At 71.2% G+C, this 13279-nt stretch carries 8 protein-coding genes; 3 read left to right on the top strand and 5 right to left on the bottom strand.

Going from position 1 to position 13279, the window contains the following annotated elements; all coding sequences use genetic code 11:
• Positions 1-152: 152 nt before the first annotated feature.
• From ABZ956_RS25910 to ABZ956_RS25920, 3 genes are all read right to left on the bottom strand, one after another.
• Entirely contained in the window at positions 153-3068 is a 2916-nt protein-coding gene (locus ABZ956_RS25910; RefSeq protein ID WP_361898254.1) for a tetratricopeptide repeat protein, read from the bottom strand.
• A 71-nt stretch (positions 3069-3139) separates the two neighbouring features.
• Entirely contained in the window at positions 3140-4153 is a 1014-nt protein-coding gene (locus ABZ956_RS25915) for an agmatine deiminase family protein (RefSeq protein ID WP_361898257.1), read from the bottom strand.
• A 110-nt stretch (positions 4154-4263) separates the two neighbouring features.
• The gene (locus ABZ956_RS25920; RefSeq protein ID WP_361898260.1) at positions 4264-5487 is read right to left on the bottom strand and encodes a S8 family peptidase; all 1224 of its coding nucleotides are present in this window, start codon (positions 5485-5487) and stop codon (positions 4264-4266) included.
• Between the two features lie 272 nt (positions 5488-5759).
• On the opposite strand from ABZ956_RS25920, the gene dapD reads away from it, so the two are divergent.
• Entirely contained in the window at positions 5760-6755 is a 996-nt protein-coding gene (dapD, locus tag ABZ956_RS25925) for a 2,3,4,5-tetrahydropyridine-2,6-dicarboxylate N-succinyltransferase (RefSeq protein WP_361898263.1), read from the top strand.
• Positions 6756-6790: 35 nt separating this feature from the next.
• On the opposite strand, the gene dapA is transcribed toward dapD, so the two are convergent.
• Together dapA and ABZ956_RS25935 are read right to left on the bottom strand one after the other, a co-directional pair.
• Complete coding sequence (gene dapA, locus ABZ956_RS25930) at positions 6791-7690, bottom strand: 4-hydroxy-tetrahydrodipicolinate synthase (protein ID WP_361898266.1); 900 nt, start codon at positions 7688-7690, stop codon at positions 6791-6793.
• Positions 7691-7790: 100 nt separating this feature from the next.
• Complete coding sequence (locus tag ABZ956_RS25935; RefSeq protein ID WP_361898458.1) at positions 7791-9644, bottom strand: endonuclease/exonuclease/phosphatase family protein; 1854 nt, start codon at positions 9642-9644, stop codon at positions 7791-7793.
• A gap of 375 nt (positions 9645-10019) precedes the next feature.
• Between ABZ956_RS25935 and ABZ956_RS25940 the strand changes: the two genes are divergently transcribed.
• Both ABZ956_RS25940 and ABZ956_RS25945 read left to right on the top strand, forming a co-directional pair.
• Positions 10020-11519 (top strand): hypothetical protein, encoded by a 1500-nt coding sequence (locus ABZ956_RS25940; RefSeq protein WP_361898269.1) that lies wholly within the window; start codon positions 10020-10022, stop codon positions 11517-11519.
• A 218-nt stretch (positions 11520-11737) separates the two neighbouring features.
• Positions 11738-13234: an alkaline phosphatase PhoX gene (locus ABZ956_RS25945; protein ID WP_361898272.1), complete on the top strand. Its 1497-nt coding sequence runs from the start codon at positions 11738-11740 to the stop codon at positions 13232-13234.
• The last annotated feature ends 45 nt before the right edge of the window (positions 13235-13279 follow it).

Consider the following 13279-nt stretch of genomic DNA (forward strand, 5'->3'; position numbering starts at 1 on the left):
GCTCGGGCAGCGACACGGCGGTCCTTTCGGAAGGCGCTGGGTGATGCGCCGATCGAATCTGCTCGCGTCGTCCTCCGGCACAGATGCGATGACTTTGGAGCGGTGTTTTCGCAGGTCAGAGCTTGTAGGCCGGAGTTCCGGCCCGGTCCGGATCAGCTCCGGAACCCACGGTCGGGGTCCCGGCGGTCGCCTTCCCTGAACGGCACGAACCAGTCGTTCGGCCTGAGGTTCGCCACGCGCATGTACTGACCCACGCTGTTGTCTGGGTCCTCGATGCCCTCCATCCACGGTTCGTACATCAAGAGCACGTCGTGGTCCTCGAAGAGCAGGTCTTTGCACGTCCACCAGTCGTAGTCGTCGGGCTGCTCCGGGATGCCCTCAGTGAACTCGGCAGCCAGATCCGGACTGTCGTCGACGATGGACGCGGCGGACTCGAGAGCGATGTGCAGAGCCATCTCCTCGCCGGTACAGCGGGGGCGGGGAACCCTACCGTTCTTCAGGTCGTCAGCGAGATCGTCGAAAGCACGGATCATCCGCCGCCGCCAGTGGACGTCTTGCTCCCAGGTCTGTACCGGCAGTGAGCCGAACACCCCGATGAAAAGGTCGTCCGTCGATATGGGGCGACTCTGGAGTTGCTCCAGCACCATGGAGGCCATGTCGGCTTCGGTGACAAGGGCAGCTTCGAGGATGCACCTGGTTCGCGGGCTGAGGCGCCACCGGTGCCCCTCGTCCACGGCGTCGTCCTCATCATCCGGCTGCGGGAATTCCCTCTGCGTCGCGTAGGCGAGAGTGGGCTGGTTGAAGTACGCGACAGACGCTGGATCACCAGCCTTCGCTGCCCGCCGGTAGCACTTGTGCGCCTTCTGCCACTTCCCATGCTTGTGATAGAGGTTTCCCAGCAGGCGCATGGAGAGCACGTCGCCGTTTTCGAAGGCGCGCTGATACCAGGATTTTGCCGCCTTTGCAGAGGCATCCCAACCGTCCTCGTGCCCTTCTTTCATCACCCTTTGCATCCGTTCGGCGATCTGCCGCATGGCTTCTTCGGCCGTCTGCTTCGGAGCGGACAGGCTGCTTCCCCACTGACGGATCAGCCCGAGGCTGCGCATGGCCACAGCGTCTCCGGCCTCAACTGCGATGAGATAGAGCTTCTCCGCTTCCTCCAGGCGGTTCTGCATCACGTAGAGCTGGGCCAGGTTGGTTGCCGACTCTCTGCTGCCGCGGATGGCTCCTTCCAGATAGAGCCGCTCGGCGTCCTTGTGATCTCCTCTCTGAAACGCGAGCAGCCCAAACCTGAAGAAGGCATGGGAGACTTCCCCTTCGAGTGCTACCTGCCAAAGCCTCTCGGCCTCTTCGTCCTCTCCCCGGATGCCATGGACTTCCGCGAGCTTTACGGCCGCTTCCATATGCCCTGAAGTGAGGGATTTACGCCACCACTTCTCCGCCTTCTTCTTGCGGCCCTTCCTGGAATGTCGGACCCCGAGGTTCAGCATGCCAAGGCCGCTGCCTGCTTCCGCCGCGCGCAGCCACCACTCCTCAGCCGCACCCTCCTTGCCCTGGTCGAGGAGGATCGACCCCAGGTACAGCATCGAATCGACGTTGCCGGCCTCGGCGGGCGGTGTGAATGTCTGGACCGCGAGATCGACGTGGCCTGAGTGGTGAGCGGCTACGCCGACGCTGTAGAGCTCCTGCGGGGAGGAGGCGTGTTCAAAGGCAGCCTTGTGGATCTCGTCGGGCACAGAGGGAGCGTCTGGAGACTGCGCCAGCATGTCGAGCAAGTAGTCGAACGGTCGCCAGAGGGCATCGCCCACGGGCAAGAGCAGCCGGCTGATCCCGAGGTGGTGCTCGGAGGCCCACGTCAGGGCATCTTCGAACGGCTCAGGGTCGAGCAGCGCCCCCTGCTCATCGGCGAGGTAATCGCCGTGCAGCCTGGCGAGCAGTTCCGTGGGCAAGGGGCTCGACAGTCCGGCCCGTACCAGGTCGATTGCCACGGCAACGAGAGCATGGCCTCTTGGATGGCCGCCCACGTACCGGGCATTGCGCCATTTGTCCCACAGTTTCGGTCCGGTGGATACGTACTCGGCAATTCCGTAGCGAGTGTGATGGCGAAAAGCCTCTGCCAGCCGCGGGTCCGATTCGGCTTCAGTGCGCTCAAGCTCGGACGTACTCCAGACCCGGGCAAGGTCGATGATCTCGGCAGCCTTCAGGACCGGGTCGGTGAGGTCGATCCTGCTGTAGGCATCGTCACCTTTCTTTGCTTCGTCCTGGTGCGCCGTGCGGCGATGATATTCCGTGAGGCGCATAGTCGAGAGGATGACCGCCTTGTGACCGATCAGTCGGCTCAGCATGTGAAGGTCGAGTCGGTCCGGTCCGAGAAAGAATTCGAGTTCGTCCAGCCACACGACGCACTGGTGGCCATTGGTTGTCTCTGCCACGACATCTTCCACGTACTCGTCCAACGGACTCATGCGTCGGGGCTGAACAAGTCGGAAGTCCGGTACGAGACGGAGCATGGCCTCGTAAGCCGATCGGGTTTTGCCGGCCGTCGAGTCACCTCTGAGAAGAATCAGCCCGCCCTGTTCGGCTGCTCGTTGCAGGGCGACGTCCAGCTTCTCGTCGGCGTCCCTCGGGACGTACGGCGGGATGGGCTCATGGCCTTCGTGCTCCCGGGCGCGGCGAACCCCCAGCAGAAGAGGGTCTGCGTCGCGAACGCGTTGTCCGCCCGGAGACGCCGGAATTTGGACAGGTCTGGGCGGGGGTGCTGTCTCCGGCGAGGCCAGCTGTGTGGTCGCCTTGCGGGCGGCTTCCCGTTTGGCATGCCATATTCGCCGATCGGCCGGGAGAGCGGTTCCAGACAGCTCCGTGAGCACGGTGAGAAGGGTGTCCAGCGCGCCTGGCGTGCTGGGCAGGGTCTTACCGGCTCGCCAATCGCTCAGGCGGGAGCGCGACAGGAACTCACGTCCGGGCCTGCGGCTGGCCGCCGCGATGTTCTCAAGCGTGGGCGCGCCCATGTCTTTTATGAGCTGCTTGAGCTCCCGCCCGAAGCCTTCGTATTTGTGATCCCCACCCATAATCTTCCTTGCGCAGTCAGACGGTCACCTGTCATGGTGCCGCAGCCACCGACTGCGAGGCGCGGAAACCGTCAGGAGACGGGCTGATGCGCTGTGGCGCAGTGGATGCCGCCGCCGTTCGCGGCGAGGGCGGGGATCTCCAGGGGCCGCACCTCGCGGCCCGGGTGCAGGGCGCCCAGCAGGGCCGCCGCCTCGTCGTCGGCGGCCCGGTCGCCGAAGCGGGGCACGAGAACGGCGCCGCCGGGCCCTCCGGCGACGTAGTAGTTGACGTAGCTGCCGAGGAAGTCGGGGCCGCGGTCGCCGAGCTCGGCGGGGTCGGGCTCCGGCAGATCGATGATCTCCAGGACGCGGCCTTCCGCGTCGGTGGCGTCCTCCAGCGCGGCCCGGGTCCGTTCGTACACCCGGGTCCACACGTCGGGCCGCGACGAGCGCGGCGGGCGGCTGAGGAGGACCTCGGCGGGGCCCACGAAGCGGGCCAGGGCGTCGATGTGGCAGTCCGTGATGTCGGCGCCGCGCACGCCCTCGACCCAGATCACCTTGCGGACGCCGAGCAGGGCGATCAGCTCCCGTTCGAGATCGTCGCGGGAACGGCCCGGGTTGCGGTTGTCGTTGACGAGGGAGGACTCGGTGACGAGAAGGGTGCCCGCGCCGTCGGTCTCCAGCGAGCCGCCCTCGGCGACGAAGGGGGCCTCCACGCGCGGGATGCCGAACCGCTCCAGTACGCGCCGGGCGACCTCGCCGTCGCGGTGGTGCTCCTGCTTGCCGCCCCAGCCGTTGAAGCGGAAGTCGATGCCGGAGACGGTGCCGTCGGCCGTGGTGACGAAAACCGGGCCCGTGTCCCGCAGCCACGGGTCGTCCACGGGCACCGGTGCGACCTCGACGGCGCCGCCGCACGCCGTCGCGGCCTCCTGGGCGTCGCCCGGCGCGGCGAGCAGCACGACGGGCTCGTACGCGGCGATCGTGCGGGCGATCGCGGCGACGTCCGCCCGCACCTCGGCCACGTGCCGCCCTCCGGGGGAGTCGGAGGGCGGCCAGCCCAGGAACGTCCGCGCGTGCGGCAGCGACTCGGACGGCAGGTGATTCATCGTCGGTGGTCCTCGGGATCCGGGCAGGCGGGGATCTTGAGCCTATATGTCCTTGATTGTCGTTGATGCCCCGCCGATGTGCCCGGAGGTGGCGGGATGCCGGGGCCGGGTCACAGCCCGCCGGTGAACACCAGGCGGTTGGGGGTGCCCGGCTTGATGTCCCGGACCACGTTCCTGGTGGACTGCTCGATGAGCCAGTTGACGACCGTCGTCGACGACGCCGTCGGGTTCTGGGCCTTGTAGAGCGCCGCGACGCCGGCCACGTGCGGAGCGGCCTGGGACGTCCCGCTCTTGGTGGTCGTGCCGCCGCCCATCCGGTCGGAGACGATGTCCGCGCCGGGGGCGAGGATGCGGGCGCACGGACCGTAGTTGGTGAAGTCGGTCATCTGGTCCACCTGGTTGGTCGCCCCGACCGCGAGCGCCGCGAGCGCGCCGGCGGGGGAGTGGTCGCAGGCGTTCTCGTTGTCGTTGCCCGCCGCGACGACGGGCGGCACGCCCCTGGCCGCGACGTTGCCGACGGCGGTGTTGACCGCCTGTGAGAAGGGCCCGCTGATCGAGGCGTTGAGCACGGAACCGGCGGTCGCGGACCTGGCCACGTAGTCGAAGCCCGCGATGAACTTGGCGGTCGTCGTCCTGCCCATGCAGTCCAGCACCCGCACGCTGACCAGGGACGCCCTGCGGGCCACACCGTACGTCGCGCCGCCCACCGTGCCCGCCACGTGCGTGCCGTGCCCGCTTCCCATGGGGCAGTCGGCGCCGTTGCCGCCCGGCGTGACGAGGTCGGTCCCGTTCCTGGCGCGGCCCTCGAAGTCGGGGTGGGAGTAGTCGATGCCGGTGTCCATGACGTAGACGGTGGCGCCACTGCCGGTGGTGCTGGTGTTGAACTGGCTGTTCAGGGGCAGGGTGCGCTGGTCGATGCGGTCCAGCCCGTACGCGTCCGTCGCCACGCGGGGGCGGACGCCGGGGCCGGCGGGGGAACCGGCCTGGGCGAGGACCGCGTCCTGCTCCACGGCCGCGACGTCGGGTGCGCTGCGCACGGCCTCCAGCTGCTCGGCGTTCAGCGTGGCGGCGAAGCCGGTGAGGGCGTGGGTGTAGATGTAGTCCGGCGTCACGCCCAGCCGCCTGGTCAGGGTGCGCGGACTGAAGCCGGTGCGCAGCGTGACGATGTAGTGGTCGGGTACGCGCTCGCCGGCCGTCGGCCGGAGCGGGGCGGGCCGCCCGGTCGGGGAGGGGTCCTCCGCGCCGGGGCCGGCGACGGCCGTCGGGCCGTTGGCCAGCAGGGGAAGGGCCAGGAGCAGGGCCGCTGCGGGCAGGCAGCGTCGGGGCAGTTTCATGCGGTTTCCGTTCGAATGGTGCGTGCGGTGCGGAGGGGGAGCAGGGGCAGTGACGGGCTCCGGAAGCGGGAGCGGGCTTCCGGAGCCGTCAACCTATGGATATGTCGACTTGGCTACCGCTCGCGATCCGGGCTGGGCCGACCGGCTGGCACGCTGGGCCACCCGCGTGAGGCCCGCCCCGGCCGGGCTTCGGCGGCGGGCGCCCGGTCCCGGCCGGGCGGGCAGGGCGGCCGGTTCGCCTTCGGCGGGCCCGTCCGGTTAGGTTTTCGGACATGACCGATGCTGTTGCCACCACCCGTACCACCACCGGCGCCGTCGCCGCCGGCCTCGCCACGATCGCCGCGGACGGTACCGTCCTCGACACCTGGTTCCCCGCCCCCGAGCTGGTCGCCGAGCCCGGCCCGGCCGGCACCGAGACGCTGAGCGCCGAAGCCGCCGCCGAGGCGCTGGGCGAGGGTGCCCTCAAGGCGGTCGGCCCGGACCCGCGCCGTGGCGTGACGGTCGTGGCCGTCCGCACGGTCATCGCCTCGCTCGACGACAAGCCGCTCGACGCGCACGACGCCTACCTCCGCCTGCACCTGCTCTCCAGCCGCCTGGTCAAGCCGCACGGCCAGAACCTGGACGGCATCTTCGGCCTGCTGGCCAACGTCGCCTGGACCTCGCTCGGCCCCGTCGCCGTCGACCAGGTCGAGGCCGTACGCCTGAACGCCCGGGCCGAGGGCCTGCACCTGCAGGTGACCAGCATCGACAAGTTCCCGCGCATGACCGACTACGTCGCCCCGTCCGGCGTCCGCATCGCCGACGCCGACCGCGTCCGCCTCGGCGCCTACCTCGGCTCCGGCACCACCGTCATGCACGAGGGCTTCGTCAACTTCAACGCCGGCACGCTCGGCACCTCCATGGTCGAGGGCCGCATCAGCGCGGGCGTCGTCGTCGGCGACGGCACCGACATCGGCGGCGGCGCGTCCACGATGGGCACGCTCTCCGGCGGCGGCAAGCAGATCATCTCCATCGGCGAGCGCTGCCTGCTGGGCGCCGAGTCCGGCATCGGCATCGCGCTGGGCGACGAGTGCGTCGTCGAGGCGGGCCTGTACGTCACCGCCGGCACCCGCGTCACCCTGCCGGACGGCGAGATCGTCAAGGCCCTGACCCTGTCGGGCTCCAGCAACATCCTCTTCCGGCGCAACTCCACGACCGGTGCCGTCGAGGCCCGGCCGTACAAGAGCACGTGGGGCGGGCTGAACGAGGTCCTGCACAGCCACAACTGAGGTGATGTGAGGTCCCCGATCGCCGCACCGGCTCTTTACCGGGCCCGTGCGGCGATCGCGGTCTCGTACGCCGTCACCAGGGCCTCCGTCCGTTCCGGGGACGCCGCGCGCAGCGGCGCACGGACCGGGCCGGCGGGCAGGTCCAGGGCGTTCAGCAGGGCCTTGGCCGTGACCGTGCCCGGCAGGCCCGACGCCATCATCAGCTCGATCAGCGGCAGGGCCCTTTGGTGGTACCGCGTCGCCTCGGCGTTCTCGCCCCGGTCGAAGGCGTCGAGCGCGGCGGCCAGCAGGGGGCCCGCGACATTGGCGACCGTGCTGACGTAGCCGACGGCGCCCACCGCGCGCAGCGGGAGGTTCATCTCCTCGGAGCCGGAGTAGTAGGCCAGGCCGGTCGCCGCGATGACCTTCGCGCTGCCGAGCAGGTCGTACGCGCAGTCCTTGACCCCGGCGATACGGGGGTGCTCGGCCAGCCGCAGCATGGTGTCCGGCTCGATGCGGGTGCCGGTGCGGCCGGGGATGTCGTAGAGCATCACGGGCAGGCCGCTCGCGTCGGCCACCGTGCGGAAGTGGGCGGCGACGTCCTCCTGCGGCGGCTTGCTGTAGTAGGGGGTGACCACCAGCACCCCGTGCGCCCCGGCCTTCTCCGCGGCCCGGGCGAGCTCCACGGTGTGCCGGGTGTCCGCCGAGCCGACGCCGGCCGTGATCCGCGCGCGGTCGCCGACCGCCTCCGTGACGGCCGTGATCAGGGCGCTCTTCTCCGCGTCGCTCGTGGTCGGCGACTCGCCGGTGGTGCCGCCCAGGACGAGCCCGTCGCAGCCCCCGCCCACGAGGCGGTCGGCGAGGCGCTGCGCGCCGTCGAGGTCGAGCGCCCCGTCCGGGGTGAACGGGGTGACCATCGCACAGACGGTACGGCCGAAGGGGCTGATGGGCGGCATGGCGTCACTCTCCGGGTCGGGATCGGTACCTTCCCGGATTCTGGGCCCCCTCGACCGTACAGGTCTATTTAATTGTTCTGCCTGATTCCGCTAAGGGTTGCTACGGCTTCCAGCGCAGCACCTGCGGGTCGTGGTCGCTGGCCTGGTCGGCGAACTCCGCGTTGACGTGGACGATGTCGTAGTCGACCCGGCGGAGGTGACGGCTGGTCAGGATGTGGTCCAGCACCTGCGAGTTGCCCTGGTAGACATAGCCGTAACGCTCCTTCTCCGGGAGCCGGTCCACCTGGTCCGTCAGGACGCCGCCGGCGGTGAGCGCCTTGAGGGCGGGGGAGAACTGGTAGTCGTTCAGGTCGCCGGCCACGATCACGTTCGCGCGCTTGTCGGCGGCCAGCAGCTGCTTGACGAAGGCGTTGACGGACCGCGCCTGCTGCAGGCGCTGGGTCTCCGAGGTGCGGGCGGGGGGCTGGAAGCGGCTGTCGATGCCCTGGTCGCCGCCCTTGGAGTTGAAGTGGTTGACGACGACGAAGACGTCCTGGCCCCGGAAGGAGAACTGGCCCGCCAGCGGCTTGCGGCTGTTCGTCCAGGCGGGGTTCGCCGGGTCGACGCGGCCCGGGGAGGCGGACAGCGTGGCCTTGCCGCCCTCGCGGACGACCTTCACCGGCGTGGTGGCGTCGCCGCCCGGAATGTCCTTGAACGAGACGCGGGCGGGGTTGAAGAGGAAGGCGGTGCGTATGTTGCCGCCCGGCTGGCCGCCATCCTGGCCGTTGACGGGGCTGATCTGCCGCCAGGCGTAGGCCGGTCCGCCCGCCGCCGTGATGGCGTCGGTGAGCTTCTTCAGCGTCTGCCCGGCGTCCACGACGCCGTCGTTCGTCGTGCCGTTGTCGTCCTGCACCTCTTCCAGGGCGACGATGTCGGGCGAGGCGAGGTTGGTCACCAGCGCGGCGGCCAGGCGGTCGAACTTCGCCTGCGGCGTTTTGGGGGAGAGGTTCTCCACGTTGTACGTGGCGACCGCCAGCTCGTCGCTCTTCTGCTTGCGCGTGGTCTCGCGCCGCAGCCCCCGGTCCTTGAGCGTGCCCAGCTCGGTGGCCTGGAGCGTGTAGCCGCCGTAGTTGTCGTAGTCCAGCGGGCCCGCGGTGGTGCCGGTCAGCTCGTCGCCGACGTTCGCGACGGGGAAGGGGTGCTGGGCGTAGGGCAGCAGCGAGACGACCTTGACCCGGCCGGCGTTGGGGTCGCGGTAGGAGCCGTAGACCGTGCCGCCGCGCTCGGTGCGGTTGTGGCGGGGGTCGCTGGTGACCCACAGGTCCTTGTGCTCGCTGGTGGCGCCGACGACGCCGGCGTCGCGGACCTCCACCCGCATGCCCTCCAGGGACTCGTAGCGGTCCAGGGCGTAGCGGCCGGGCCTGAGCGGGAGCTTCTCGATGGAGCCGCCGTGCGCGTCGGGCGCGTACGTGGCCGGGACGGCCCGGGGGCCGAGCCGGACGGCGGCGGGGAGCGCGTTGCCGGAGGACGCGACGGTGACGGTGGGCTTGGTGAGCTGGGTGACCGACTGCAGGCCCGCCGCCTCGCCGCCCGGGTAGTACTCGGTGACGGTGCCGGAGACGCGGACGTCGTCGCCGACGGCGACGGCCGGGGCGTCCTTGCCGGTGAAGACGAACACGGCCTCGCTGGTGGCGTCGTTCTTGTCGGGGGCGGCGTCCTGGATCCAGAAGCCGCGTGCCGAGCCGAAGTTCTTGACGGCCGTGACGATGCCGGGCACGTCCGTCACCTGCCGGCCCGCGAGCGGGGATATGCGCGTGGTGCCCTGGATGTCGTGGACGCGGACCCCGGACCCGTCGCCGGCACCGTCGGTCGCGCTCGCGGACTGGGCGGGGACGAGCAGCCCGGCCGCGAGCGCGCCGGCTATGAGGGTGCCGACGGTCGCGGTGCGGCGACGCGGGGGACGGCAGGTGGGCAGCACAAAGGCCTCCGGATGGAGTGAGGGGGGTTGATCGGGGGGTGGAGCATGTGGTGCCGGGTGATTACATGCCGTCACGTAAGCGACACGCAATCTACGCGCGTCAATTTCGTGTGTGGGTGGGGTTGTTGTCAAGGGTTGGGGGGTGTGTGCTTGATCTTGCCCCTGCCCCTCCCTTTCACCGTTTCTTGTCCTCAATCGCCGGACGGGCTGGAAATCCAGCCCGTCCGGCGATTGAGGACCGGGGCCCGGGGCGGAGCCCCGGTTTCGGGAAGGGGCGGGTTGGGGAAGGAAGCGCGCTGCCCACGGCCTAGGCTTGCTCCCTGCGCGCCCTGAAACCGACGGCGCGGCCGTCACCCCGAGGAGACCCCCCTGATGTCCGGAGATCGCCCCACCATGCCGCCGGTGCGGCTCCCCTCCGACGCCGAGCTCGCACGCGACGCGCTCAGCGCGCCGCTGTTCGCCCGCGCCGCGAAGCTCGCCCGCTGGGCCGGCGAGGGCACCCCGGTCGGCGCGGGCGGCGAGCTCCTCGCCGGGCAACTGCGCGACGCCACCGAACTCCTGGGCCTGAAGGACGACGAGGACGGCGGCGCCTACGCCGCCGAGGCGTGGCAGCTCGCGCTGGACACGGGCCTGGTCGAGTTCACCGAGAACCCGGACGCGGAGGCCCTGGACGCCGACGCCGACGAGCCCTCCGGCACCGCCGTCGCCGGCGAGGAGCTCACCACGCTGACCTCCGGCAGCCCGCAGGACGTCCTCGAGCTGTGGCTCGGCGGCCTGGAGACCGTCCTGGCCGACGCCGCCGCGCCCGACCTCGGCGACCTCGTCGACCAGCTCACCGACTCGGGCACCGGCGACATCGACCTCGACGCGCTCGACTGGAACCCCGAGGAGGAGGCCGACTTCCTCGACGGCATCCTCGGCAACCTGTACTTGCTCACCGCCCTCGGCGAGGGCTCGGCCGAGCGGCCCGTGCCGCTGCCGGCGCTCGCCGCCTCCATGATCGTGCCGGACGACATGGACGAACCCACGGACGACGTCCTCGAAGAGGTCTCCGACGCGATGATGCGCCTGGACGACCAGTTCCGGATCCTCGCCCCGACCGGGATCGTGCGCTACCGGCCCGTCGACGAGTCCCTCATCGAGGTCGTCGACGGCGAGGGCCACATCCGCGAGTCCGTCGACGGCGTGCCCTCCGAGCTCCCCGAGGAGGAGGACGTCACCCGTTACGGCATGGTCGCCCTCACGCCGCTCGGCGTCTTCGCGGTGCGGGCCCGGATGCTCGAGGCCGGCATCGACGCCCCCGCCGTCGGCGACCTCGCCGACTCCGGCGCCGACGAGCTCCTCGCCGCCCTGCCCGGGCACCCCGGCCCGGCCGTGCGCGCCGAGGCCGAACTGTGGCTCGCCCGGCGCACCCCGCTGGACGCCGCCCGCGAGCTGCTGGCCGCGGCGCGCGGTGCCGACGAGGAGGCGCCCGGCCGCCGCCTGATCTGCCAGCAGACGCTCTCCCTCCTCGGCGCCGAGGCCGAGCCCGCGCTGCGCGAGGTCCTCGACGACCCCCAGCTCGGCGGCCTCGCCCGCGTCTGGCTCGCCGACCACGGCGCCACCGACATCCCCGAGCCCGGGGAGGACATGGTCTTCTGGCTGACCATCGACACCATCGCCGCGCAGCTGGCCGCCGAGGGCGACTCGGAGGAGCTGCGGGGCCTGGTGGAGGGCCTGGTCGGCCGGCACAGCGGCTTCTTCGACGCCGCGTGGAAGGTGGACCACCCGGCGACGGCGGACGTCCTGGAGGCGATGGGCCGCCTGCACCCCGACAAGAAGACCGCGAAGGAAGCCCGCAAGGCCGCCTTCAAGGCCCGCTCCCGGGCGTAGCGCTCTCCGGCGGCGTTCCGGCCCGGGGGGCGCCCCGGGCCATGAGCCCGGCGCCCGGGCTCTGACGGCCGCCGTCCGGCGGCGACTTCGTTTCGTCGCGGGGGTGTCGGCGGGTGTTCATCCGCCATTCGGTGGGGAACGGGAACGTAAGCGCCGTCCCGGTCCGCCTCGCGCGGCCGGGGCGTCGAGCTGTCGAATTCCGGGCCCTGGAGACGTAGATGACCCTCAGCCGAAGAGATTTCGCCACGCGTACCGCGTTCACCGGCGCCGGGGTGGCGCTGGCCGGAAGCGTCGGCGTGCTCGCCAGCGCACCCGGCGCGCTCGCCGCGGACGGCGCGGACGGCGCGGACGGTGCGCTGGGCGGCGTCGGCGACGCGGAGGACGCCGACGGCCTCTTCGCGGCGCCCGTCGGGTACGGGCCGCTGCTCCCCGACCCCGCCGGCATCCTCGCGCTGCCCGCCGGGTTCTCGTACCGGGTGCTCACCCGCACCGGCGTCACCAAGCTGGAGTCGGGGGAGTACACGCCGTCCAACCACGACGGCACCGCCGCGTTCGAGGGGCGCCGCGGAACGACGCTGCTCGTCAACAACCACGAGCTCAAGGGGCCCCGGTCCGCCTGGAAGTACCCCGTGCCGCTCGCCGACGGGCTCGTCTACGACCCCGCCGCCGCCGGCGGCTGCACGGTCGTGGAGGTCGCGGGGCACGGCGAGCACGTGGCGGAGTGGGTCGGCATCGCCGGTACGTCCACGAACTGCGCGGGCGGCAGCACCCCGTGGGGGACGTGGCTCACCTGCGAGGAGACCGAGGACAAAGCCGGCCAGAACGGCATGACCAAGGACCACGGCTACGTCTTCGAGGTCGACCCGCAGGACCGGCGCGCGGGCCGCGATCCCCGGCCCGTCAAGGCGTTCGGCCGCTACGCGCACGAGGCCGTCGTCGTCGACGCGGGCCGCGGGCACGTCTACCTCACCGAGGACGCCTCCGGGCCCAACGGGCTCTTCTACCGCTGGACGCCGCCGGCCGGCTTCCGGCACGGGCGCGGCAAGCTGCGCACCCTGTCCGCCGGTGCGGGCGTGCTCCAGGCGTTCAGGTGCTACGACTCCGGCGGCCGGTTCGTCGACGACCTCGCCCGCGCCAAGCGCCCCGGCACCGTCTACGGAGTGGACTGGGTGGACGTCCCCGACCGCGACGCGCGCTCCGTGCCGGTGCGCAAGCAGTTCAAGGACGGTCAGATCACCCGCGCCCGCAAGCTGGAGGGCATGTGGTGGGGCGACGGGGGCGTGTACGTCGTCGCCTCCTTCGCCCGGGACGAGAGCCCGGCGCAGCACGACGGGCAGGTGTGGTTCTACAACCCGCGCCGCCGCACCCTCACCCTGAAGGTGCTGCTCGGCGTCAACAAGGCCCCCGGGCGCGACGGGGCCTTCGACGGGCCCGACAACATCACCGTCTCGCCGTACGGGGGCCTGGTCATAGCCGAGGACGGCGAGGGCGTCCAGCATCTGTTCGGCGCCGCCGAGGACGGGCGTACGTACCCGATCGCGCGCAACGAGCTCAACATCGGCACCCCCGGCAAGCCGGAGTACAGCGAGTTCGCGGGGGTGACCTTCTCGCCGGACGGGCGGACGCTGTTCGCCGGCATCCAGGAGCCCGGTCTCCTGCTGGCGATCACCGGGCCGTGGCGGCGGCAGGGACGCCGGCGGAATCCGGAGGCATAGGCGGGCGGTGCCGGGGTGCCGGGGCGGCGCCCCGGCACCTTCCGC

Source organism: Streptomyces sp. NPDC046261 (genome assembly GCF_040646235.1).
GTDB lineage: Bacteria > Actinomycetota > Actinomycetes > Streptomycetales > Streptomycetaceae > Streptomyces.

What these genes read in the sequence shown, in the direction of transcription:
- ABZ956_RS25940 (WP_361898269.1), top strand. Translation starts at nt 10,020, where the DNA reads ATGTCCGGAGATCGCCCCACCATGCCGCCGGTGCGGCTCCCCTCCGAC.
- dapD (WP_361898263.1), top strand. Translation starts at nt 5,760, where the DNA reads ATGACCGATGCTGTTGCCACCACCCGTACCACCACCGGCGCCGTCGCC.
- ABZ956_RS25920 (WP_361898260.1), bottom strand. Translation starts at nt 5,487, where the DNA reads ATGAAACTGCCCCGACGCTGCCTGCCCGCAGCGGCCCTGCTCCTGGCC.
- ABZ956_RS25945 (WP_361898272.1), top strand. Translation starts at nt 11,738, where the DNA reads ATGACCCTCAGCCGAAGAGATTTCGCCACGCGTACCGCGTTCACCGGC.
- dapA (WP_361898266.1), bottom strand. Translation starts at nt 7,690, where the DNA reads ATGCCGCCCATCAGCCCCTTCGGCCGTACCGTCTGTGCGATGGTCACC.
- ABZ956_RS25915 (WP_361898257.1), bottom strand. Translation starts at nt 4,153, where the DNA reads ATGAATCACCTGCCGTCCGAGTCGCTGCCGCACGCGCGGACGTTCCTG.
- ABZ956_RS25910 (WP_361898254.1), bottom strand. Translation starts at nt 3,068, where the DNA reads ATGGGTGGGGATCACAAATACGAAGGCTTCGGGCGGGAGCTCAAGCAG.